Source organism: Flagellimonas alginilytica (assembly GCF_042134605.1).
Classification (GTDB): Bacteria; Bacteroidota; Bacteroidia; order Flavobacteriales; family Flavobacteriaceae; genus Flagellimonas; species Flagellimonas alginolytica.
Genome location: NZ_CP169638.1, coordinates 2,108,875 through 2,131,840, shown reverse-complemented (window position 1 = coordinate 2,131,840; position 22,966 = coordinate 2,108,875). Strand labels below are relative to the sequence as shown.

Sequence of the window (22,966 nt, the reverse complement as noted above, 5' to 3'; positions counted from 1 at the left end):
CATTATCCAATTTCTCCAAAAAGGTCCAAGTCAATTCTTGGGCCTTTTATTTTTTGTACCATGCCGTTCCTTTATATGCTTTAAATTTTGAAGCACTCTCCCTATTCTTTGCCATCAATCGGGATTCATCGAACTTTCTGGCCCTATATCCCAGTAAATGGAGGAACGATTTGGCAAAAAACCGGGCTACCCTTTGGTCGACCACCAAGGTATCCTTACTACCATCTTTCCACTCCACCCCCGGAAGCTTGACCAAAATATGGTCCACTTTAAACCTTCTCAATTTCTTGGACAGCCATAACAAGAAAACCGGTATCGGTCTTATAAAATAAAAACCTTCGTTACCTTGTTTTTGATACAACGGCATAAAAATCTGTCGCTTTTTTGTTGTTTTAAGTTCTATACCATCCACAAGGGCAAGATCTGCACCTTTAGGGATCGTTTGAAAATTAACGTAACCAGGAGCCATTACAAAATTGCTATTGGGCGCGATATCGTACTGATGATATATTTCGTAAAATCTATGGGGTGCATCGCTGGAGTTTGAAATATTCCGGTATAGTTGTTCTTTCCGCTCTTCCGAAACATGGACGGATTGTGTTACAGCCAAACTATAACGGATAAATTCCATACAATTCTTTACGGCCATATCGTCATCGTGCTGCCCGCTCTCAAAACCTAAGGATACGTAGCCCAGCTCATTAATATAGCTCAACAAAGCCCCTTTTAAATACTCCTCTATCCCCAATATAATCGGCAAAGGATAATTGGAGGCATACTTGCGGTTCAACAGGCTATCGTTCAGAACCATAAATGGACTGGTATTGCTCGATGTGGTATGAAGGTCCATAAAATAAAAGGGCGGGGTGCCGGAGTCCAAAATACTATGTATCAAACGGTACAACTGCCCCAACTCGTTCTCTTCGTTGTGCCTTATTTCTTGGTGGTCTATAATACGTTCGATCCTATCTTGAAACCATATCCGGTTAAGGTCTTCGGTTTGATAACGCTGTTTGCTTTCCAGTGCGCCCAAATTGCCCGAAATGGCGTACAATTCTCCATGAACAGTTGTTTTTTTGGAATGCAACTCCCTAAACACCTCCTTTAAGGCGAATACGCCCGCCGTCTCGTTTCCGTGCACACCTCCAAAAAATACCACTGTAGGACCGCCTTTTTTACCGCGGATATGATCTATTACACGGTCCACCTTTACAGTTTCGTCCAATGCTATACTGTGAACTATTGTCATATTTATTACATATCAACTTTGCTGATGATTCCCACGATATGGGCATCCACACATACAGGCAAGCAACCAATATTGTGCTTTTCCATTATTTTCTTTGCTTCGGATATTTCAGTTTTTGGGCTTACCGTGATCACATTTTTGACCATTACATCCGAGACCCTAGCTTCTTTTTTATCGATCTTTTTAAATTTTTCTATATGGCTCCATGTGAGAAGCCCCACAAGCTCTCCCTTCCCATTTTCCACGGGAAGATGATGAATATTGTTCCACTGCATGATCGCTATGGCCAAATTTGCGTAATCGTCCTCGTACAACTTCATTAGTTTTGTGGACATTATTTGGCTTACCCAACGGAAAGCCTCCTTGGTCTCCACCATGCCCTCGATAGGTTTCCAAAGATGTACCGGTTCATCATCTTGTTGATTCCGATAGATCGCCTTGGTCAGTTGCACTATGGCACTGTCCAGTTTTATTTGTTTTCTGAGCTCCCTAAAATTTTTGATCTGCCAATCTGCACCTGTTCTACCACTTGCGCGCTTTTCGATAATGCCCAAAAGTTTTTCAATATCCTTTTCATCAACATTAAACTTTCTTAGCCCGTTGTAAGCTATGGGCAATAATTCTTCCCGAACTATTTTCTTCATGGTCATGGCTTTGCCCATCCACGAAAACATGGCATGCCTGCCACTTGATGCCGCCCTAAGAAAATTAAGTTTGGCCGTTCTAAAATCCATTAGGTCGGGCATGTCGTCATACTTATGAGGTCTTCCGGCCATTAGCCCGACCCAAAATGCAAAATTTGCCATTTCATCTATCACCGTAGGACCTGCGGGAATGTACCTGTTCTCAATTCTTAGGTGTGGTTTTCCATTCCCGACACCGTAACAAGGACGGTTCCATCTATAAACGGTACTATTGAACAAGCTCAATGCCTCGAGTTTAGGAATTTTGCCCTCTTTTAATAATTGCAGGGAATTTTCCTCGATAGGTTTGGTAAGCAATATCCGATGGGTGGAAATATCTTGTTTAAATGTTTCCGCTACGGATTTTTTTTGCCATCGCTCCCCAAAACCGACCCTGGCAACTTCTTCGCGCAATGCCTTGGTCCATACCCGCGTATCCAGACTTTGCTGAAACAAGGCTATCCTAGTCTCTCGCCAAAGTTCCTTTCCCAATAAAAGAGGGGAATTGCAGCATACCCCTAAAACAGGGCCCGAAATAGCTTGGGCCCAGCTGTAGCTTTTAACAAAATCCTCTGGGGGTATTTGTAGGTGGAGCTGGAAACTGGTATTGCACGCTTCGAACAAAACTGAGTCGTGATGCAGTGATAGTTCATCGGCTCCATGTATCCTAACCGTAAAATCGTCGCCCCGCCAAGCCGTAAGCACTTCGTTTATACGGTAATACCTTGGAATGGGCGTCATAAAGTCCATCCCCAGCTCATCCTTACTGATTGTTGGCAGAATCCCGGTAAGAATAACCTTGGTATTGTGTTTGGCCGCCGATTCTTTTACCTTGTGCAACAACCTCCTGAGCTGATGCTCCATTGTGGCAAAGCAATCTTTCTCTAGTTTGTAGGGGTCAAGATTGGCTTCAATATTATATGTTGCAAATTCCGTGGTAAAGTGGGAATCATCTACTTCCTTTAGTATTTCCAGTGAATTTGGTGATGGCCTATAATCGTCCTTAATAATACACATTTCCTGTTCTGCACCGATGCGTACAATATCATCTTCGATCAAACCATCGGCAATCATATTCTCAAGGGCCTGGATATCATTGATCAGATGTTGAACAAATACCTTACGTTCGTCCTCGCTAAAAGAACTTTTTCTGATATGTTCTCCCATAGTAAAATATTTAAGAGCATGTCTAAATCATTTAAAGGTACAATGTTTGGAGGGGCAAAAACATGATACACATCAGCCTAAAAATTTGTATTTGGCATCATTTGGGGCGCAATCCTGACAATTATCATGTTTTTTAAAATGGATCAAAAGTACTTTTGAACTATAACATAATGGTATGCAACTTATGTGCGAATTGGTTCAAAAATACAACGTTCCGGGTCCTCGATACACGAGCTACCCCACGGTACCTTATTGGAACACAGACAGTTTTTCCGGAAAAAAGTGGAACTCCAGTGTGCTAAAAGCTTTTGGCGAAAGTTCCGAGGAAGGCATCAGTGTATACATTCATTTGCCCTTTTGTGAAAGCATGTGCACCTTTTGCGGATGCCACAAGCGTATAACCAAACGCCACGAGGTGGAGACTCCCTATATTGGATCCGTGCTAAAGGAATGGGAATTATATGTAGATCTGTTGGGAACCAGACCCAAGATCAAGGAACTCCATCTTGGGGGTGGCACGCCAACTTTCTTTTCGCCCGATAATTTAAAAATGTTGATGACCGGAATTGCCCGATTGAGCAAAAAAACCGAAGATATCGATTTTAGCTTTGAGGGTCATCCCAACAATACCACAAAAGAACATTTACAGGCACTTTACGATGTTGGTTTTAGACGGGTCTGCTTTGGGGTCCAGGATTATAACTTAACCGTACAACGTGCAATAAACAGAATACAACCGTTCGAAAATGTAAAAAATGTAACCGAATGGGCCAGGGAAATTGGATACACATCCGTTGGTCACGATATTATTTACGGACTACCTTTCCAATATTGTTCCGATGTGGAAAACACCATAGCCAGGACCAATGCACTAAAACCGGATAGGATCGCGTTTTACAGCTATGCCCACGTTCCATGGCTCAAAGGGAACGGACAAAGAGGGTACAAAGAATCAGATTTGCCCACGTCCATAGAAAAAAAGGCTCAATACGAACTTGGCAAGAGAATGCTTGCCGACTTTGGGTACAAAGATGTTGGCATGGATCATTTTGCCTTGCCGACCGATAGTTTGTACAAGGCGTTGGAGAATGGTACATTGCATAGAAATTTTATGGGCTATACACCATCAAAAACCAAATTAATGATCGGTTTGGGCGTATCCAGCATCAGCGATAGCTGGTATGGCTTTGCACAAAACGTTAAAAATGTAGAGGAGTATGAAAATTTGGTTTCGCATGGGGTAATCCCTATTTTTAGAGGGCATATTCTTAACACAGAAGATGAAATTTTGAGAAGACATATTCTCAATATCATGTGTCAATTTGAAACCACGTGGGAACCACTTGAAGAACAAATAGTGGATTTTGAAGAGATAGTGGCCAACCTGTCCGAATTAAAAAATGACGGATTGGTGGAAACAAGTGACAAAAAAATAAAAGTAACCGCCAAAGGAAGACCTTTTGTAAGAAATATAAGTATGGCGTTTGATCTTCAAATGCAACGAAACAAACCAGATACCCGAATATTTTCCATGACCGTTTAACCTAAAAATCCAATAAAAATGAAAAGTATAATCGTACCAGTTGATTTTTCGAAACAATCCGAAAATGCGCTAAAAGTTGCTGCTTCGTTGGCGAAACAACATGAAGCAGAACTCTTAGTGCTCCACATGTTGGAACTTTCACCTGCCATTATGGGCGAATCAGGATACATTTCCCAAGAACAAGTGGTGCATTTGATAAAGCTAGGTGAAAAACGCTTTGCAGACTTTTTGGAACAACCTTTTTTAAAGGGTATTAAAGTAGTTCCGATCATAAAACACTACAAAGTTTTCAGCGAAGTAAACGAAGTGGCCGAAAAGCATAAGGCCGACCTTATTGTAATGGGGTCCCATGGTGCAGATGGCCTTCAGGAAATCTTTATAGGCTCCAATACGGAGCGTGTGGTCAGAACAGCCGACGTACCCGTGTTGGTGATCAAAGGTGATATGTCGGAGTTTAAACCAAAGAGTTTTGTATTTGCTTCCGATTTTGAGGAAGAAAGTGTCGATGCCCTTAAAAAAGCAAAAGATATGGCCGATTTGTTCGGTGCAAAACTTCAACCCTTGTATATCAACACACCTGGTGACGAGTTTTTGAGCCATAAAGACGCCAATGAAAAAATCTCTAAATTTTTACACGCCGCCAACCTTGGCCTAGAAGTAGAAATTTACAACGATTACACCGTTGAGAAAGGCGTTCTAAACTATAGTGATGGCGTATCCGCCGATCTAATTGGAATCCCAACACACGGCAGAAGAGGTCTTGCCCACTTTTTTATGGGAAGCATTGGTGAAGATATCGCCAACCATTCCAACGCACCTGTAATCACCTTTAAAATTTGATGGATTGCATTTTTGATTGGTTTCATGCAGTTCAAAAAAAGGGGGGCAATTTTAAAATTGCCCCCTTTTTTATTGTTTTTCTTTAAAAACGACTAACCGTTAAACCGCTCAAAGGCCGCTTTCTCCAACGTTTCCCTGTGATCGGGATGGGCAATGGAAATCAACGCTTCGGCACGTTGGTGCAAGTTCTTGCCAAATAGATTCACCACCCCGTACTCCGTGGCCACATAATGCATGTGCGCACGGGTAGTGGTCACACCTGCCCCTTGCTTTAGGAACGGTGTTATTTTGGATACTCCTTTTTTAGTGGTAGAGGACATGGCTATTATCGGTTTTCCTCCTTTTGACAACGAAGCTCCTCTCATAAAATCCATCTGCCCGCCTACCCCGGAAAACTGATATCCTCCGATTGTATCCGCACATACCTGTCCCGTAAGGTCGATCTCTATGGCACTATTGATCGCTGTTGCCTTCGGATTTCTTCGAATCCTGGCTGTATCATTGGTATATCCCGAATCCCTAAAATCACAAATAGGGTTATCATCGATAAAGTCGTATAGTTTTCTTGACCCAACAGCGAAACAACTCACAATTTTACCTCGCTTTACCGCCTTTTCCAATCCATTGATCACTCCGCTTTCCAACAACGGCAAGACCCCGTCAGAGAACATTTCGGTATGGATACCTAAATTTTTATGATTACCAAGGTTGGAAAGTACTGCATTGGGTATGTTGCCGATACCCATTTGCAGGGTAGCTCCATCATCTATCAACGATGCCACATGTTTTCCAATCAGGCCTTCTATTTCAGATATTTCGGTAGGATTATGTTCATGGATTGGCCTATCCACTTCAATGGCATAGGCAATATCGTCTACATGCACAATTCCGGTTCCATGGGTCCTAGGCACTTGTGGGTTGATTTGTGCGACTATTTTTTTTGCCGTTCTAACAGCTGGCAATGCCACATCAACCGACACCCCCAAAGAGCAATAACCATGTTTGTCCGGTGGTGACACTTGCACAAAGGCCACATCCAATGGAAGATATTCATCGGCAAACAACCATGGTATTTCACTTAAAAAAACCGGGATATAATCGCCCAATCTGGTATTTACGTAACTCCTCACGTTTCCACCAACAAAACATGCATTTAGGGTAAAAGCATTACAATATGGTTCCCTAGTGTATTTTGCTTCGCCTTCGGTATGTATGGAAATGATCTCGACATTGTTAATTTCCTGGTGCCGATCGCAAAGGGCATCTATCAATTCGTTCGGTGTCATGGCCGCACCTTGAAAGAAGACACGGTCGCCAGATTTAACAATTCCTACCGCTTCACTTGCTGTTGTTATTTTCATTTTTGATTAGATTTTTAGGGTTGATGGCATTCTATGGTCGATGATACAGCATCTGCCGGAGCCTGCTTGGGTGAAACATACGGTATTCCCAGACCAAGTCCACGAACTATAAAAAGGACTCCTATAATGACCACGAATACAGGTATCAATTTTTGAATTTTGGATTTAATGGAGGTATTGAACATACCACGGGAGTACACCACCAAGGACATTAACGGCACCGTTCCTAAACCAAAAATCATCATATAAAGTCCGCCCTCCACGGGACTGCCCATGGCAATGGCACCCAAAAGGGCCATATACACCAGGCCACAGGGCAAAAAGCCATTTAAAAAGCCTATGGTCAAAAAAGTATCCGGGGTCTTTTTTTTGAGCTCTGCCCCAAGTTTGGATTTCACCTTACCAATTATCGAATAAATGGGTGTTAATAACTTATGCCCGTTCAGATATTTTGCAGGAACCAATACCAGGACAATCATGAGCGCACCGATGCCTATCGAAAGCTTTTGCTGAATACCGAACAAGGACAGTCCCTTGCCCAAAAGTCCAAAAAGCACACCAATTACGCCATAGGCCAATAGTCGGCCAAAATGATATATGGATAATTGCGCGGTCTTTTTAACCTGGTTGGTTTGGTCCAAGGGGAGCATAAAGGCGATTGGCCCACACATGCCCAAGCAGTGCAGGCTTCCCAATAATCCCAATACCAATGCAGAGGTCAACATTACTAGTACACCAATTTTTGTTTATGCAAAAAGGAGTTACCTTCGTATTTCCAGTTTACGGAAATGTCCCAGCGACCGTCTACCAAGCGATTGTCAGGTATGAGCAAATGTGTTTTGGACAAACTTATAGGAAAGTTGGTATCCAAGTGCTTGTTAGACGGTCTGTATAGGGACACTGTTCCACTTATCTTTTTTGGGTCGAAACGCTCTGGAAAATATATCATCAAACCTTCGTTGGTTTTTTCAACCTTCAGGTTGGCATTCATTTCCGATGCGGTGTTTGATGCATCTATATCCTGCTGATAGGATAATTCCTTTTTGTAATATTCCTCCGTAACCAAATCGTGGTTGGCACTATCGTCGGTGCTCATCCTTACCACAAAGTATAGGATAAAGGCGATGAAGCCAATAAATGCCAGCACGATTCCCGTTCCCCAATTAATTTTCATCTCTCGTTTGTTTAGTTATAACTTCTAGGTGCCAAAAACTGGGTCACCGTGGTTTCAATGAGTTTATCCCCGCTGTACACCCCTATCTTCAGTTTATCCTTGTCTCCATTGAGTGCCGAGGCATTTATTTCGATGAAAAGTGTTCCTTCGGCCATCTCTTCCGCGGGAACCGTGAAAGTTTCCTGGGAGACCATTTTGATGGTTCCTTTGTGCGACATCAATTCGAATGAAACATTATCAATATCTTTAGTGGTCTTGTTCACCAATTTATAGGTGTACACATTGCTTATAATGTTGTTATCCTTGCGCTCGTACAACTGCCCCGGTAAACGAAGTACGTTTGCCTCGACCTCGTTTCGCATAAACAACATTCCCACAAGGATCCCAATAAGCACGACTAACACTGCTGTGTAACCTTTCATACGTGCCGTAAATTTGAATTTTTTGTCTTGGGTGATCTCATCTTCACTGGCATATCTAATCAAGCCTTTGGGCTTATTGATACTATCCATTATGTGATCACACTCATCTATACAAGCGGTACAGTTTACACATTCCAACTGTGTCCCGTTGCGAATATCTATCCCTGTAGGACACACATTTACACATTGAAAACAATCTATACAGTCGCCGTGCCCCAGAGCTTCCCTATCTTCGTTCTTTCTGAACTTTTTACGCCCGTTTTCACCCTCGCCCCGTTTATGGTCATAGGCCACTACAATGGATTTATTGTCCAGCAGCACCCCTTGCAATCTACCGTATGGGCATGCGATAATACATACCTGTTCCCTGAACCATGCGAAAATGAAATAAAAGACCGCTGTAAAAATCAACAGTGGGACCATAGTGCCCAAGTGCGCCATAGGACCATCTGTAATATAAGCGATCAATTGATCGCTACCGATCAAATAGGCCAAGAACACGTTGGCGATAAAGAAGGAAATAAGAAAGAAAATACTCCACTTTAAAAGTCTTTTCCTTATTTTTTTCCCTGTCCACGGAGCCTTGTCCAGTCGTATTTGAGCTCCTCTATCTCCGTCTATCCAGTATTCGATACGACGGAACACCATTTCCAAAAATATGGTCTGCGGACACATCCATCCACAAAAGATACGGCCATATGCCACCGTAAACAGTGCAATAAAAATAACTCCGATGATCATGGACACTACTACCAGATGAAAATCCTGTGGCCAGAATGGAAGCCCAAATATATTGAACCTCCTGTCCAACACGTTGAACAATAGAAATTGGTGCCCATTGATCTTAACGAAAGGGGCCGCTATCAAAAAAACGAGTAGAAAGTAACTTACGTACTTTCGGTAATCGTAGTACCGTCCACTTGGTTTTTTTGGAAAAATCCAATTCCTTTTACCTTCTTCTGTGATTGTGCCTATGGAATCCCTAAAGTTTTCTTCCATCGCATTTGTGGTTTATGGATAAATATTTGTTGCCGAACGCCCCAAGGACTAGTTCATGGCAACGTTTGTTGAATCGACGGCCTGCTCCATTTCCTCGGGAGCGGTTTCTTCCGTTTCAGATTCGGCACCATTGGTTTCTTCCGGAGCATTTGGGTCTACCCAGATTTCTCCTTCAGCTTCCTTTGGATTGGCGGGCGTGGTTCCTCCCAAGGTCATCACATAACTGGCTACTTGGGCCATTTCGACAGGCTTTAAGGTTTGTTTCCATGCAATCATTCCCTTACCGTCTCGACCACCTTCCGATATAGTTGTGAAGATATTTTTGATGCCTCCGCCCAATATCCAATATTTATCGGTCAGGTTTGGTCCAATTCCACCTCCACCATCGGCCATGTGACAGGCCACACAATTGGCTTGGAATATTTTCTCTCCTGCAGCCAAATCGGAATCATCCGATAAAAACTCCACGGTACTGGCATCCACCAGATCTTTGGCCGTTCTTTTGTACTCTTCAATGGCCAATTGGGCTGCTGCCACTTCTTGTTCGTATTCGAGTTTTTGGTCGTATTCTCCGATAATATGGAATCTAACCAGGTAGACCACGGCAAAAACAATCGTCGCATAGAAAAGGTATACCCACCACGGTGGAAGCACGTTGTCCAATTCTCGGATTCCATCGTAATTGTGGTCCAATACAATCTCACCTTCTCTTTCGATTGAACGGCTCTTGGTCAGTTTTTCCATTAAATTTTTGGCCCAGGTCCATTCAAATTTCTTGCTTTTGGCTTCTAGGTAACGTTCCTTTCCTTCTTCGGTCAGTGTCTGGAACATAATATTTTCTATAGAGGCCAATATTAGTTCTATGGCAATAAGAATCATTAATACCAACAGCAAAAAAAACTGTGTGATAGGGTATTCTATTATTGCCAGTTTGTCTCCCGAGTCGATAAAGTATTCCATTAATCCAAAGATCAGGAAGAATAAAACCGGGACTCTTATCCACCAAGGTGTTTTTGTGCTCATAATATTATAGTTTGTTTTGTTGATCATCGTTATCCAAAGGCAGTTCGGACATCTCCCTTATGTGTTCCTTGGTAGCGGTGAAAACCCACCAAAACAACAACACAAAAAACACAAAGAAGATAAGTAGGGAAACCATGGGATAGTTGGCTATCCCATCTATGGTTTCCATATGTTCTTTTACAAATTTCAACATGGTTATTTGTTTTGAGATATTGTTTCTTCAGTTCCTTCAATCTTTATATCGGTACCCAATCTTTGTAGGTAGGCAATCAAGGCCACGATTTCCCGATCTCTCATTTCCACGAATTCGAGCCCATTTTCTTCGGCATATTTTTTATCCGCCTCGTAGGTTTTTGCGAACTCAGGATCCGTGTAGAGGTTCTTTTCAATTTGCTCTGCTTGCTCGGCCATGGATTGCGGAGCATTGGCAATATCTTCTTCGGTATAGGGAACCCCCAATTTTACCATGGTTTCCATTTTTGCCTGTATATCGCTGCGATCATGCTCGTCGGTAACCAACCATTCGTACGATGGCATTATGGAACCTGCAGAAGTACTTTGTGGATCGTACATGTGGTTCAAGTGCCAATTGTCCGAGTATTTACCTCCGACCCTTAACAAATCGGGACCGGTACGCTTACTTCCCCAAAGGAATGGGTGGTCGTACACAAATTCCCCTGCCTTGGCATACTCTCCGTAACGTTCCACCTCGCTTCGGAAGGGACGAATCATTTGCGAGTGACAACCTACGCAACCTTCCCTAATATATAGGTCACGACCTTCCAATTCCAAAGGAGTATAAGGTTTAACACTTGTTATGGTAGGAATGTTGGATTTGACCAAGATTGTTGGAATGATCTGTACAATACCTCCAATCAAAATAGCTACGGTTGCAAGGATGGTCAACTGCACCGGTTTTCTTTCCAACCAGTTGTGGAAAGTTTCGCCTGCCACTCTTCTTTTGGCAACACGTTCCAATGCTGGAGCTTCTGCCGCTTCATCTTCAACTTTGCTACCGGATTTTATGGTCATCACTACATTGTACAGCAGTACGAACATACCTAAGATGTAAAGCGAACCTCCAATGGCCCTCATCCAGTACATAGGGATAATCTGGGTAACGGTTTCCAAGAAGTTACCGTAAACCAAGGTACCATCTGGGTTAAATTCTTTCCACATTAATGCTTGGGTAAATCCTGCAACGTACATCGGCAAGGCATAAAGTACAATACCCAAGGTTCCGATCCAGAAGTGGAAATTGGCCAATCCTTTGGAGTGTAATTCTGTTTTGAACATACGGGGCACCAACCAATAGATCATACCAAAGGTCAAGAACCCGTTCCAGGCCAAGGCTCCAACGTGCACGTGGGCAATGATCCAGTCACTAAAGTGGGCAATGGCGTTTACGTTTTTCAAAGATAGCATCGGGCCTTCAAACGTTGCCATACCATAACCTGTAATGGCCACTACCATAAATTTCAGTGTGGCATCGGTACGCACCTTGTCCCAAACCCCACGCAGTGTCAACAATCCGTTTATCATACCACCCCAAGATGGTGCGATCAACATTATGGAGAATACTACACCAAGGTTCTGTGCCCAATCGGGCAAAGCAGAATATAACAAGTGGTGAGGGCCAGCCCAGATATAAATGAATATCAACGACCAAAAGTGGACGATGGACAATCTATAGGAATAAATTGGCCTGTTCGCTGCTTTAGGAACAAAGTAGTACATCAACCCCAAGAAAGGAGTGGTCAAGAAGAATGCCACGGCATTGTGACCGTACCACCATTGCACCAATGCATCCTGTACACCAGCATACACTGAGTAACTTTTTAACGCCGTAACAGGTAGTTCCAAACTATTAAAGATATGCAACACTGCTACCGTAACAAATGTGGCAAGGTAGAACCAAATGGCCACATATAGGTGCCGTTGTCTTCTTTTTAAGATAGTGCCTATCATGTTCCATCCAAAGACCACCCAAACTACAGCAATGGCCAAATCTATGGGCCACTCCAATTCTGCGTACTCTTTTGAGGTTGTGTAACCCAAAGGCAAGGTAATGGCCGCTGCCACAATGATCAACTGCCACCCCCAGAAATTGATGTTGCTCAGAACATCGCTGAACATTCTAGCTTTGAGCAATCGCTGCAATGAGTAATATACCCCTGCAAAAATGGCATTACCCACAAATGCGAAAATCACGGCGTTGGTATGCAATGGACGCAAACGTCCAAAACTCAACCATGAAATACCTTCGGTAACATTGGGGAACAAAAACATAAAGGCCAACAAAAGACCTACTGCCATACCTACCACACCCCATAAAATGGTAGCGTATAAGAACTTTTGCACGATTTTGTTATCGTAGCGGAACTGTTGTATTTCCATATTTATTGGTTTGTACTTTTAGTTTGTTTGATTTCCTTTTTACTATATAGGTTTGATTTATCCTGGCTCTTTACCACCTCATCCTCGAACAACATTCTTACCGACGGGGTATAGGTGTCGTCGTATTGTCCGCTCTTTACCGAAAAAACAAAGGCTATAAAAAAGACCACGGCCACCGTTACACTAATGGCCAACAACACATAAATAACACTCATACCTGCCTTAATTTAGGGGTAAAACTACTGTGATGGTATGCTTCAAAAAATGACATATATCAGCTTTCTTTATTTTTTAACTCTCTAGCCACAAAATTGGTGGCCAAGGTGGTAAACACCACGATACTAATTGAACTCAAAGGCATTAAAATAGCGGCTATTACCGGTTGTAACTGCCCTGTAACGGCAAAATACAATCCCACGACATTATAACACAACGAAAGCAAAAAACTCATTTTGATTATCCGAACGGATTGCTTGGATAATTTAATAAATTTTGGCAGCGTTCGCAGTTGGGCAGCATCTAAAATTCCGTCGCAGGCAGGGGAGAACACGTTTATGTTTTCCGAAACGGCCAACCCTACGTTGCTCTGTGCCAAGGCTCCAGCATCGTTCAGGCCGTCGCCCACCATTAAGACCTTATGTTTCTGCTGTAACTTTTTGATATATTCCAGTTTATCTTCCGGTTTTTGATCGAACATCATTTTGGTCTTTGCCGGGAGCAAGCCCTCCAGCTTCTTTTTTTCACCATCATTATCGCCCGAAAGAATACCTAGGTTAAGATCATTGGACAATTCATCAAATATTTGGCTCATGCCGTCCCGGTATGTGTTTTTGAACACGAACCTACCTTTCACATCTTCATCCGCACTTACATAAACTGTAGTATTGGTTATGGAGTTGGAGTGGTTTTCGCCCACATAGGCCGCTGAGCCTACTTTTATGGTATGTTGATTGTACTTTCCTTCTATTCCTTTACCGGTATGCTCTTGGAATTCCTCAAGGGTCATTATGGCGTTGGATTTTAAAATATTGTACAACGATCGGCTCAATGGGTGATTGGATGCTCTCAGGGTTGTTTTTAACAGTGCCGTCTCTTCCTCGGTAAGCTCCATTCCTTCATAATGGATGGTATCCTTTACATTGGTGGTCAGCGTACCGGTTTTGTCAAAAATAGCTGTATCGATTATGGATAGCCTCTCGATTACGCTAGCATTTTTTAAATAGAATTTATGTTTTCCAAAAATGCGAAGCATATTCCCCAATGTGAACGGTGCGGCCAAAGCTATGGCGCAGGGGCAGGCAATGATCAATACCGAAGTGAACACATTTAGGGCAAGGCTAGGATCGAACACCAACCAAAACAAAGTGGCCAATGTGGCTATACTCAACACAGCAATGGTAAATCGTTTTCCTATGCTATCGGTAAGGGTCTGGAATTGACTGGATTTGTCCTTGGAAAATACGGAATTGCCCCAAAGTTGGGTAAGATAGCTTTGCGAAACGGATTTTAAAACCTCTACTTCCAAGACACCTGAAAGTTGCTTGCCACCGGCGAACAGCTTCTCTCCCGATTCCTTAAACACAGGTTCGGATTCCCCGGTAACAAAACTATAGTCGATCTCGGCGGTTCCTTTTATCAGAATTGAGTCCACTGGAATGATCTCGTGGCTCCGGATCAGGATCCTATCCCCTACCTCGATATTATAAATTTGTATGTTCTCCTCTTCGCCATTTTTACCCAATCGGGTCACCGCAATCGGAAAATAGGATTTGTAGTCGCGCTCGAACGACAGATAGGCATAGGTTTTTTGTTGAAAAAACTTGCCCAACAACAAAAAGAAGACCAGACCGGTGAGACTATCAAAGAAACCGGAACCCAGGTCAAAAATAATATCCGCGGTGCTTCTTAGAAAAAGGGTCAGTATTCCAAGGGCTATCGGCACATCAATGTTCAACAATTTGGAGCGGATGCCCTTATAAGCGGAAACAAAGTAATCTTGGGAAGCATAAAATACCACGGGCAGCGAAAAGGCGAACATCAGCCAACGGAAAACGCTCTTATATTGATCCAACCAAAACTCTTCGACCTCGAAATACTCCGGGAAGGAGAACAGCATTACATTACCGAACGCAAATCCGGCCACTCCGAGTTTATAAATTAGGGAACGATCCACCTTTTTCCCCTTTTTATTGTACTCCTCCAACGAAATATATGGTTCGTAACCAATACTCCCCAACAGCAGCACCAAGGCTTTCAACGAAAAATCTTCTGTTTTGAAGGTAACCCTAATGGTTTTCTTAGGAAAATCAACTTGGGAAACCGTAATGGCCGAATGCAACTTGTTCAAATTTTCCAACACCCATATGCAGGAACTACAATGAATATTGGGAATACTCAAACTTATCACTTGTATGCCATCTTCGTCGAACTCCACAAGTTGTTTCACAATTTCCTGGTTGTCCAAAAAATCGTATTTCTGACGGATTTCGTTTGGAGTGGTACCTGCTTTGCCCTCTATTTCGTAAAAAGTGGACAGACCATTGGAGGTAAAGATTTCGTAAACGGTCTTGCAACCATTGCAACAAAAATCCTTATCATCAAATTGTACACGGTTTTTACCGCAATCATCTCCACAATGATAACAGGTCGGGTCTGTCATTTCACATTTGCTTTACCTATGACAAAATTGTACTACTATTCTTCTTAAAAATATGATATTTATCAGTATTTTGTGATTGTTTATCAACTATTTTTGTCGAATCAGGTAAATTAATCATTATGGAAAGCAGGTGTGAAAATTGTATCATTAGGCAGTTCAATTCTTTACGCGCCATGAGCAAGGAGGAACTGAAAAAAGTATCGGACTCCAAAACCACAAAGACCATTAAAAAGGGAGATGCACTTTTTGAAGAAGGTGAAAAACTGAACGGGGTCTACTGTGTACGCAATGGCGTTTCGAAGCTTTCCAAACTTAGCGCCAACGGAAAGGACCAAATCGTAAAATTGGCCACAAAGGGCGAAGTTTTGGGGCAGCGCTCGGTAATATCGCAAGAAAGCACCAATCTTTCCGCTATAGCTGTCGACGATATGGAGGTTTGTTTTATCCCAAAGGAAAGCATAAACAATACGCTCCAAAAAAATCCAAATTTCACTTTGGAAGTACTTCGCCATATGGCACACGACCTTAAGGAAGCGGACGATGTTATCGTAAACATTTCGCAAAAAACCGTAAAACAGCGCATGGCCGAAGCTTTTCTTTATCTAAAAAATAATTTTGGTGAAGATGAAGATGGATATTTGGCACTTACACTCTCCCGAGAGGACATTTCCAATGTAGTGGGCACCGCTACCGAATCGGCCATTAGAATTATCTCAGAATTTAAAAAGAAAGGTCTTATCCATGCCTCCGGAAAAAAAATCGGTATTAAGGACGAACGCAAGCTAATGGAAATGGTTGAAGGCTTTTAGGTCTTTTTTTAAAAGCTGACAATTGTCATAGAATCCCCTGCACCATACGTTTAATTTTATGCATCATAATCCATTGACAGATGCAGAAGATTTTAATACCTACGGATTTTTCGGAAAATGCATGGAACGCCATAGATTACGCCATGCAATTGTTCCGCAACAGGCGTTGTACATTTTATTTGCTCAACACCTACACCCCTGTGATACCAAGCAGCAGGTTTATGGCCAAAATGATCGATGGTGTTCGCATTGTTGATGCAGTACGCGAGAACTCCGAACATGGCCTGAACAAAACTGTTAAACGGATACAAAGCAAATACGGTAATCCAAACCATAGTTTTGAGACCATATCCTCTTTTAATTTATTGGTAGAAGAGGTCAAGGACATTGTTGATACTTTTGGGATCCATTTAGTGATAACGGGAACCAAAGGTGCATCTGGCGCTGAAGAGGTTTTTATGGGAAGTAACTCAGTACGTATTATAAAGGCCGTCAAAAAGTGCCCTGTTTTGGCCATTCCCTATCACTTTGAGTACGTTACACCATCCGAAATTGCATTTGCCACCGATTTTAATAGGTTCTATACCTCTTCCGAGCTATCCCCACTTTTGGAAATGGCCAAAATGTTCAATGCCACTATTCGGATTGTCCATGTACAATACGGTATAAAAGCCCTTACAGAGCTTCAGCAATTTAACCTGAACATGCTGCGCCGCTATCTTGGCAATGCCGAACATTTTGTGCACACGGTTTCCGAACTGAATTCGGTTTCGCATACCTTAGAGACATTCTCCAAGGAATTGGGCATACATCTTTTGGCAATGTTGAATTACCAACATAGTTATATGGAAAAAATGACCCGCGAGCCCATTATTAAAAGGACCGCATTCCATACCCAAATTCCATTGTTGGTAATCCCCGAATTGGGAATGGAGGGAACCTCCAAAGGTTCCGTGGAAGAAAAACAGGAAGTGGAATCCCATAATTAAACCCTATATTATCTTTATACTTAATTTTAGTTCCCCAATTAGGTATAGGGATTTATGGACAAACAACAACTTAAAGATTGCCACCAAAGAATAAAGCCTTTTATTCACGATACGCCCGTTCTTACCTCTCGGCTGATCGATAAAATGGGCAATGCCAATTTTTATTTTAAATGCGAAAACTTTCAGCGTATGGGCGCATTTAAAATGCGCGGGGCTGCCAATGCCATTCTTCAGCTTACCCCGATCAGAAAAAAAATGGTGTTGTAACACATTCTTCCGGAAATTTTGCACAGGCTTTATCCTTAGCCGCCCAAAGCCTGGGAGTAAAAGCTTATATTGTTATGCCCAGTTCCGCTCCAGAGGTAAAAAAAGAGGCCGTAAGGGGCTACGGTGGTATTCTTTCCGAATGCGAACCTACTTTGACTGCCCGAGAACAAGCGACCCAAGAAATTATCAATAAACAAGGCGCAACTTTTATCCATCCCTCCAATAATGAGCAAGTGATTCTGGGGCAAGGCACCGCTTGTATGGAGTTATTGCAGTTATACCCCGACTTGGATTATGTTTTTACCCCTGTAGGAGGTGGTGGCTTACTAGCGGGCACTGCCTTAGCAGTACATTGTTTTGGCAAAAATTGCAAAACGATCGGCGGTGAACCTTTTGAGGCGGATGATGCCTTCCGATCCCTAAAGAGCGGAAAAATTGAGACAAACACTACCACAAACACCATTGCAGATGGCCTAAAGACCCAATTAGGCGATAGAAACTTCCCTATAATTCAGAAATATGTTGAAGAAATTGTTCGGGTAAAAGAACAAGAGATAGTCCACGCCATGCGGTTGATCTGGGAACGGCTCAAAATTGTTTGTGAACCATCCAGTGCAGTTGCACTAGCGGCCTGTTTCAAGAAAAAAGAACTACTGACCCATAAAAAAGTTGGTATAATAATCTCTGGTGGAAACGTGGATTTGAGCAAATTGCCCTTTAGACCCGCCTAAAGGCTCTTGAGCAGGGTAACAATAAATGTAGAGCCTTCGCCTTTGGTACTCTCAACTTCTATTTTACCATCCATGGCCTCAACTTGTGTTTTCACCAAATAAAGCCCAAAACCTTTACCTATGGTTGCACCGCTCAACCTGCCGTACATATCAAATATTTTTCGCTCCTTTTCCGGGGTAAGCTCCATACCAATACCGTTGTCCACAAACTTAAGCACCACATTATTTTCCGTTTCTTCAGAAACAATCTTAATATTTGCGGGCACTTCATCCTTTGCATAATTAATTGCATTAAGGATAAGATTGTAAAAGATATTTACCACATAACTTTTAGCACCAAAAACGGTCTCACCTCCCGAAAAATCGGTTTTTACCGTGGCTTTGCTCTTAATTATCTCTTCGGACAACAGTCCATCAACATCTTTCATCACGGCACGTAAAGAGACCTCTCTAAACTTTTCCTTATCGGCCGATTTTAAGGACAGTGAAAGATGAAGGTCCTTGATAGTCTGGTCCAGTGCTTCGGTGGTGTGCTCTATTTTTCGAACAATATCGTCGTTCATCTCATCCTTTCCCCATTCATATATTTTGGACAACATCAACAGATTTGATATCGGGCCTCTTAGGTTATGGGAAATTATCCGAACAAAATTCTGTAGCTCGTGATTTTGTTCCAATATTTGATGATTGGACAGGACTTCCTTAGTTACGTCTTGAGCCGTACCGCTCATTCTATAGGGTTTACCCTCTTCGTTATAGTAAGCCTTTCCTTTTTGATGCACATACCTAACCTCTCCGTCCAACACCACTATGCGGTGAATAATATCGTGGGGAACGTTCTCCTTGATACTTCGATTTACATCCTCGTCAAAAACCTGCCTATCTTCCGGGTGAATAATAGCCTTTAGAGATTCATAATCTGCATTAAAAGTACCTGGTTCTTGCCCAAAAATTCGGTATAGTTGATCGGACCAAGTAATTTCGTTCTTGATCATATCCCAATTCCAATGACCTACGTCGGCAACTTGCTGAGCTTCCCGGTACTTTCTTTCGCTATCCAGCAAACGGTGGTTATTGTTTACCTCTTGGGTAATGTTCTTTTGCCAGACACAACATCCCACTATATCTCCGGAACTGTTCATAAATGGCTGAAAGGAAAATTCGTGGACAACAATTTCACCATCTTCCTCGAAAGTATGTTTGGAAGTTGTGGCGTACCTGTTTAAAGCTCTTTCGCAACCTTGTTCGCAAGGGTCAAAAAAACTGCTTGTCTTGAATACCTTTCTTAAATCTATACCCCGCTCGGCAGTAATGGAACCGTTGCGCTTTAAAAGTGCACTAAAGGAGGTGTTGAAATCGGTGAGCTTATAATTCTCGTCCATTGCCCAAACAATGTCATTTCTATCTTCAACGATTTCAACTTTATTCTGAATAAAGGCATTTTTCTGTTTCACAGGCTAAAGTTTATTCAAATTAAAGGTAAGGGACAAAAATAGGTTGAGCAATAAAAAGATATTATTGAGAACGATATTATTTGTTCGCGCTTTGGAGATATTCCTCCAAATGCTCAATTTTTAGTGGCTTGGTTATAAACTCCTTTACGTATTTTTCATATTTTTTGGCCTCGTCCTTATCTGAATCGGACTCAGAAGAAGTTACCAAAAGTACCTCATTGGATTCTGGAAAATCTTCCAACATCATAAACTCCAAAAACTCAAACCCGCTCATTTCGGGCATATTGATATCCAACAAGATTAGGGTCCTTGTATTTTGATCATCTCTGAATCTAAGGTCATCCAGTGCCAATTCCGGGTTGGTAAAGCTTTTCACCTTATCCTCCATACCCATTCTTCTAAAGTGAATCGCATTCACCGTATTTACGAGATCTTCATCGTCGACTAAATAAATTTCTTTGTACATAGCGCAATTGGTCAATTAATCTAGTTAAGGTTTCGATATAAAAATTGACAAATATCAATAATTTACAGTAATTAAAACTGTTATGGTATTATTTTATTGCAAAAATTCAATCAAAAACACCACCTCCACTGCTTTTTCGTATAATTTGTCAGTTTTCAGTTGGGGACCTTTAAACAAAAGGTCGTTTAAGATAAATTTATGATTATTCTTTTATTTTAACAAAAATTCAATAATTAAAATCTTCTATAACAGTCCTGACTTATTTTTGATCGGTTTATTGAACTTTATTCAATTAGGTCACGCAATTGCCTTTTGGATCAATATTATTAACTTTAAAATAATAAACAATAACCTCTACCATGTGCTACGATGTTAAGGCACAACTACAATCGCAACTCAAAAGGGCCCTTCGGGATGCTGACGAATCTGCCATTAAGGAAATAAAACAGAAACTGGCACCGGACACAGACCTACCTTTGTTCCATGCAAACGGTTTTCAGCACCCAAAAATGCTCATTTACACTAACGAAAGTCCCTATTACCCCTTAGTTTCTCAATGGGGACTTGTTCCAAATTGGGCTGCACACAAGGAAAATATCTGGAACAAAACACTTAATGCCAGGGGAGAAACCATTTTTGAAAAGAATTCATATAAAGCGTCGGCAAAGGACAAGCGATGTATTATCTGTATAGATGGTTTCTTTGAACACCATCACCAAGGTAAAGAGACAGTACCCTATTACATTTCAAGAAAGGACAACAAACCTATCTCCGTGGCAGGATTGTGGAATAAATGGACTGATAAAGAAACGGGGGAAGTTTTAAATACCTTCTCCATAGTTACAACAGAAGGTAATCTAATGATGGCCAAAATACATAACAATCCAAAACTAAAAGGACCAAGAATGCCTGTTATTTTACCTGATGAATTAGAAGATGAATGGTTGGTAGAATGCAAGGACGAATTGGACCAAAAGAAACTACACGAACTTGTAAAGCCATATCCCGAAGCAGAAATGACTGCTCACACGGTAGGAAAACTACGAGGTAACAATGCCGTTGGCAACCAGCCAGAAGCAACGGATTACTTTGAATATGAAAATGTAAAGGACGAATACTAAAATAAGTCCGAACAAAAAAAGCTCCTCGAAAATCGAAGAGCTTTCAGTGCGGGTGAAGGGAGTATAAACCCCATAATTGCACAACCTCAACAAATCCAACAATATTAACAACCAAACACATAAAACCAATTATTATAGTAGTTAACAGGGTTTTTTAAAACTCTATAATAATCTAAAATGATATTATATGAAATGAAATTGGTTGACAAAACGTTGACAAAATCAAATAATAGGCTTAACTTGGTAGTGTTCAAACGCAATTATTATGGCAACTATCAAATACTCCCTATCAGGAAAGCCCGATAACGCATCTATAAGGGTTTCACTATCCGCAGGAAGGGGAACGACCTTAAAAGCCCCAACAGGATTCTACACTCAAAAGAAATACTGGTCGTATTCAAAAAAGAACGGCAAGGAAATCAACAACGGACAGTTTAAGAACTCCATACTTGCCCCAGAAAGGAAAATAAAGAACGACTTGGTAAAACTTGAAAAGTTTATCCTAGATTCTTTTAATGAAGCACAATCGAATGGCGCAAAAATCAATAGCCAATGGCTAAGACTTCAAATTGACCGTTGTTTTGAAAGGGTTTCCGATTCTGGACATAGTGAACTGGTCTTTGATTCCATTGAAAACATCATCAAGGATGCTGAGGTAAGAAAGAACCAAAAGGGAGGTATTGGGCTATCCAAATCAAGAATAAACGACTATAACGCTTTAAAGCGTATTTGGGCAGAGTTTGAAGGCAATAACCCCATAAAGGTTAAAGAAGTCAATGTACCCCTTTCTAAAAAGTTCCTTTCGTTCATGTTGAAAGACAAAAAATACGGCAAGGGATATGCTCAAAGGATGATGGGAAACCTAAAAACGGTTTGTTATGATGCCCAACTTGCAGACATCAAGACCTCTCCCCAATTAAAAAAGATTGATGCAAGCCAATTAAAGAACGACCATATAATTTTTCTGACCCCTGGGGAACTGGACAAAATCAAAAAAGCGAACCTTTTGCACGATGGACAAAAGAACGCCCGTAAATGGCTTTTATTGGGTTGTTGGATTGGGCAAAGGGGCAACGACCTTTTGAACCTTACAGAAAACAACATTAAAGAAAAAGAGGGGTTTAGATACATTGAACTAGTACAACAAAAGACAGGCAAAAAAGTTACCGTTCCCATACTTCCAGAGGTCGAAGAAATCATAGAATCGGGATGGCCTAGAAAAATATCGTTGGCAAAATTTAACGAGCACATAAAAACCATTGCAGAAAAGGCAAAACTTACCCAACCCACCGAAGGGATTTTGAACGATCCAGAAACCAAACGTAAAAAACTTGGTTCTTATCCAAAATGGCAATTATTGGCAAGTCATGTTTGCAGACGTTCCTATTGTTCCAATATGTACGGAAAAATGCCGACCCCAATTATCATGCAAGTAACTGGCCATGCCACCGAAAAATCTTTCCTTAACTACATAGGCAAAAAGGGAACGGACTATAAAGATGAATGGATGAGGTTCATTGAACTGGAAAAACAAAAGGCAAAAAAGGAAACCCAATTAGAAATAGTGCCAAACGCATCTAATGAATAAGATAAAACAGGCTGCAATTAAGTA

At 41.6% G+C, this 22,966-nt stretch carries 19 protein-coding genes and 1 pseudogene; 7 read left to right on the top strand and 13 right to left on the bottom strand.

Annotated features, from left to right (window positions below; all coding sequences use genetic code 11):
- Positions 1-46: 46 nt before the first annotated feature.
- Together ABTP35_RS09410 and ABTP35_RS09405 are read right to left on the bottom strand one after the other, a co-directional pair.
- Entirely contained in the window at positions 47-1,249 is a 1,203-nt protein-coding gene (locus ABTP35_RS09410) for a succinylglutamate desuccinylase/aspartoacylase family protein (protein WP_224835547.1), read from the bottom strand.
- A gap of 5 nt (positions 1,250-1,254) precedes the next feature.
- A complete protein-coding gene (locus ABTP35_RS09405; protein ID WP_375334183.1) occupies positions 1,255-3,099 on the bottom strand; it encodes a CBS domain-containing protein in 1,845 nt (614 codons plus the stop codon).
- Between the two features lie 184 nt (positions 3,100-3,283).
- On the opposite strand from ABTP35_RS09405, the gene hemN reads away from it, so the two are divergent.
- A complete protein-coding gene (gene hemN / locus ABTP35_RS09400) occupies positions 3,284-4,642 on the top strand; it encodes an oxygen-independent coproporphyrinogen III oxidase (RefSeq protein WP_252081237.1) in 1,359 nt (452 codons plus the stop codon).
- A gap of 18 nt (positions 4,643-4,660) precedes the next feature.
- Complete coding sequence (locus tag ABTP35_RS09395; protein ID WP_293296795.1) at positions 4,661-5,482, top strand: universal stress protein; 822 nt, start codon at positions 4,661-4,663, stop codon at positions 5,480-5,482.
- 92 nt (positions 5,483-5,574) lie between these two features.
- Here the strand turns inward: ABTP35_RS09395 and ABTP35_RS09390 are convergent, their stop codons facing one another.
- Genes ABTP35_RS09390 through ABTP35_RS09350 form a run of 9 tightly spaced genes read right to left on the bottom strand, consistent with a single transcriptional unit; the run spans position 5,575 to position 15,517 of the window.
- On the bottom strand, positions 5,575-6,843 hold the full coding sequence (locus tag ABTP35_RS09390; RefSeq protein ID WP_293296797.1) for an acetyl-CoA hydrolase/transferase C-terminal domain-containing protein: 1,269 nt from the start codon (positions 6,841-6,843) through the stop codon (positions 5,575-5,577).
- A 14-nt stretch (positions 6,844-6,857) separates the two neighbouring features.
- Entirely contained in the window at positions 6,858-7,568 is a 711-nt protein-coding gene (locus ABTP35_RS09385) for a sulfite exporter TauE/SafE family protein (protein ID WP_293296799.1), read from the bottom strand.
- A 2-nt stretch (positions 7,569-7,570) separates the two neighbouring features.
- Positions 7,571-8,017 carry a FixH family protein gene (locus tag ABTP35_RS09380; RefSeq protein WP_224835552.1) on the bottom strand — a complete coding sequence of 149 codons (447 nt, stop codon included), beginning with the start codon at positions 8,015-8,017 and terminating at the stop codon, positions 7,571-7,573.
- Positions 8,018-8,028: 11 nt separating this feature from the next.
- Positions 8,029-9,438 (bottom strand): cytochrome c oxidase accessory protein CcoG, encoded by a 1,410-nt coding sequence (gene ccoG / locus ABTP35_RS09375; protein ID WP_293296801.1) that lies wholly within the window; start codon positions 9,436-9,438, stop codon positions 8,029-8,031.
- Positions 9,439-9,486: 48 nt separating this feature from the next.
- Positions 9,487-10,461 carry a cbb3-type cytochrome c oxidase N-terminal domain-containing protein gene (locus ABTP35_RS09370; RefSeq protein WP_293296803.1) on the bottom strand — a complete coding sequence of 325 codons (975 nt, stop codon included), beginning with the start codon at positions 10,459-10,461 and terminating at the stop codon, positions 9,487-9,489.
- A 4-nt stretch (positions 10,462-10,465) separates the two neighbouring features.
- A complete protein-coding gene (locus tag ABTP35_RS09365; protein WP_067037876.1) occupies positions 10,466-10,654 on the bottom strand; it encodes a cytochrome C oxidase subunit IV in 189 nt (62 codons plus the stop codon).
- Between the two features lie 2 nt (positions 10,655-10,656).
- Positions 10,657-12,858 carry a cytochrome-c oxidase, cbb3-type subunit I gene (gene ccoN, locus ABTP35_RS09360; RefSeq protein ID WP_293296806.1) on the bottom strand — a complete coding sequence of 734 codons (2,202 nt, stop codon included), beginning with the start codon at positions 12,856-12,858 and terminating at the stop codon, positions 10,657-10,659.
- A 2-nt stretch (positions 12,859-12,860) separates the two neighbouring features.
- Positions 12,861-13,073, bottom strand: a complete 213-nt coding sequence (gene ccoS, locus ABTP35_RS09355; protein ID WP_224835556.1) for a cbb3-type cytochrome oxidase assembly protein CcoS — start codon at positions 13,071-13,073, stop codon at positions 12,861-12,863.
- Between the two features lie 59 nt (positions 13,074-13,132).
- Positions 13,133-15,517, bottom strand: a complete 2,385-nt coding sequence (locus ABTP35_RS09350) for a heavy metal translocating P-type ATPase metal-binding domain-containing protein (RefSeq protein ID WP_293296808.1) — start codon at positions 15,515-15,517, stop codon at positions 13,133-13,135.
- Positions 15,518-15,636: 119 nt separating this feature from the next.
- On the opposite strand from ABTP35_RS09350, the gene ABTP35_RS09345 reads away from it, so the two are divergent.
- From ABTP35_RS09345 to ABTP35_RS09335, 3 genes and pseudogenes are all read left to right on the top strand, one after another.
- The gene (locus ABTP35_RS09345) at positions 15,637-16,326 is read left to right on the top strand and encodes a Crp/Fnr family transcriptional regulator (RefSeq protein ID WP_224835558.1); all 690 of its coding nucleotides are present in this window, start codon (positions 15,637-15,639) and stop codon (positions 16,324-16,326) included.
- Between the two features lie 80 nt (positions 16,327-16,406).
- Positions 16,407-17,315, top strand: a complete 909-nt coding sequence (locus ABTP35_RS09340; protein ID WP_293296811.1) for a universal stress protein — start codon at positions 16,407-16,409, stop codon at positions 17,313-17,315.
- Positions 17,316-17,369: 54 nt separating this feature from the next.
- Positions 17,370-18,313, top strand: a pseudogene (locus tag ABTP35_RS09335) (pyridoxal-phosphate dependent enzyme).
- Here ABTP35_RS09335 and ABTP35_RS09330 read toward each other — a convergent pair.
- A complete protein-coding gene (locus ABTP35_RS09330) occupies positions 18,310-19,767 on the bottom strand; it encodes a PAS domain-containing sensor histidine kinase (protein WP_293296814.1) in 1,458 nt (485 codons plus the stop codon). The pseudogene ABTP35_RS09335 and the gene ABTP35_RS09330 sit on opposite strands and share 4 nt — an antisense overlap.
- A gap of 76 nt (positions 19,768-19,843) precedes the next feature.
- On the bottom strand, positions 19,844-20,233 hold the full coding sequence (locus ABTP35_RS09325; RefSeq protein ID WP_224835562.1) for a response regulator: 390 nt from the start codon (positions 20,231-20,233) through the stop codon (positions 19,844-19,846).
- 359 nt (positions 20,234-20,592) lie between these two features.
- Between ABTP35_RS09325 and ABTP35_RS09320 the strand changes: the two genes are divergently transcribed.
- Both ABTP35_RS09320 and ABTP35_RS09315 read left to right on the top strand, forming a co-directional pair.
- Positions 20,593-21,354, top strand: coding sequence for an SOS response-associated peptidase (locus tag ABTP35_RS09320; RefSeq protein WP_293296817.1), 762 nt, complete (start codon positions 20,593-20,595; stop codon positions 21,352-21,354).
- Positions 21,355-21,619: 265 nt separating this feature from the next.
- Positions 21,620-22,942 carry a phage integrase SAM-like domain-containing protein gene (locus ABTP35_RS09315; protein WP_293296819.1) on the top strand — a complete coding sequence of 441 codons (1,323 nt, stop codon included), beginning with the start codon at positions 21,620-21,622 and terminating at the stop codon, positions 22,940-22,942.
- Positions 22,943-22,966: the final 24 nt, after the last annotated feature.

Bases quoted from the DNA above. Each gene is read 5' to 3' on its own strand.
- ABTP35_RS09325 (WP_224835562.1), bottom strand. From the start codon at position 20,233: ATGTACAAAGAAATTTATTTAGTCGACGATGAAGATCTCGTAAATACG.
- ccoG (WP_293296801.1), bottom strand. From the start codon at position 9,438: ATGGAAGAAAACTTTAGGGATTCCATAGGCACAATCACAGAAGAAGGT.
- ABTP35_RS09370 (WP_293296803.1), bottom strand. From the start codon at position 10,461: ATGAGCACAAAAACACCTTGGTGGATAAGAGTCCCGGTTTTATTCTTC.
- ccoS (WP_224835556.1), bottom strand. From the start codon at position 13,073: ATGAGTGTTATTTATGTGTTGTTGGCCATTAGTGTAACGGTGGCCGTG.
- ABTP35_RS09380 (WP_224835552.1), bottom strand. From the start codon at position 8,017: ATGAAAATTAATTGGGGAACGGGAATCGTGCTGGCATTTATTGGCTTC.
- ABTP35_RS09365 (WP_067037876.1), bottom strand. From the start codon at position 10,654: ATGTTGAAATTTGTAAAAGAACATATGGAAACCATAGATGGGATAGCC.
- ABTP35_RS09405 (WP_375334183.1), bottom strand. From the start codon at position 3,099: ATGGGAGAACATATCAGAAAAAGTTCTTTTAGCGAGGACGAACGTAAG.
- ABTP35_RS09350 (WP_293296808.1), bottom strand. From the start codon at position 15,517: ATGACAGACCCGACCTGTTATCATTGTGGAGATGATTGCGGTAAAAAC.
- ABTP35_RS09345 (WP_224835558.1), top strand. From the start codon at position 15,637: ATGGAAAGCAGGTGTGAAAATTGTATCATTAGGCAGTTCAATTCTTTA.
- ABTP35_RS09315 (WP_293296819.1), top strand. From the start codon at position 21,620: ATGGCAACTATCAAATACTCCCTATCAGGAAAGCCCGATAACGCATCT.
- ABTP35_RS09340 (WP_293296811.1), top strand. From the start codon at position 16,407: ATGCAGAAGATTTTAATACCTACGGATTTTTCGGAAAATGCATGGAAC.
- hemN (WP_252081237.1), top strand. From the start codon at position 3,284: ATGTGCGAATTGGTTCAAAAATACAACGTTCCGGGTCCTCGATACACG.
- ABTP35_RS09410 (WP_224835547.1), bottom strand. From the start codon at position 1,249: ATGACAATAGTTCACAGTATAGCATTGGACGAAACTGTAAAGGTGGAC.
- ccoN (WP_293296806.1), bottom strand. From the start codon at position 12,858: ATGGAAATACAACAGTTCCGCTACGATAACAAAATCGTGCAAAAGTTC.
- ABTP35_RS09385 (WP_293296799.1), bottom strand. From the start codon at position 7,568: ATGTTGACCTCTGCATTGGTATTGGGATTATTGGGAAGCCTGCACTGC.
- ABTP35_RS09395 (WP_293296795.1), top strand. From the start codon at position 4,661: ATGAAAAGTATAATCGTACCAGTTGATTTTTCGAAACAATCCGAAAAT.
- ABTP35_RS09320 (WP_293296817.1), top strand. From the start codon at position 20,593: ATGTGCTACGATGTTAAGGCACAACTACAATCGCAACTCAAAAGGGCC.
- ABTP35_RS09390 (WP_293296797.1), bottom strand. From the start codon at position 6,843: ATGAAAATAACAACAGCAAGTGAAGCGGTAGGAATTGTTAAATCTGGC.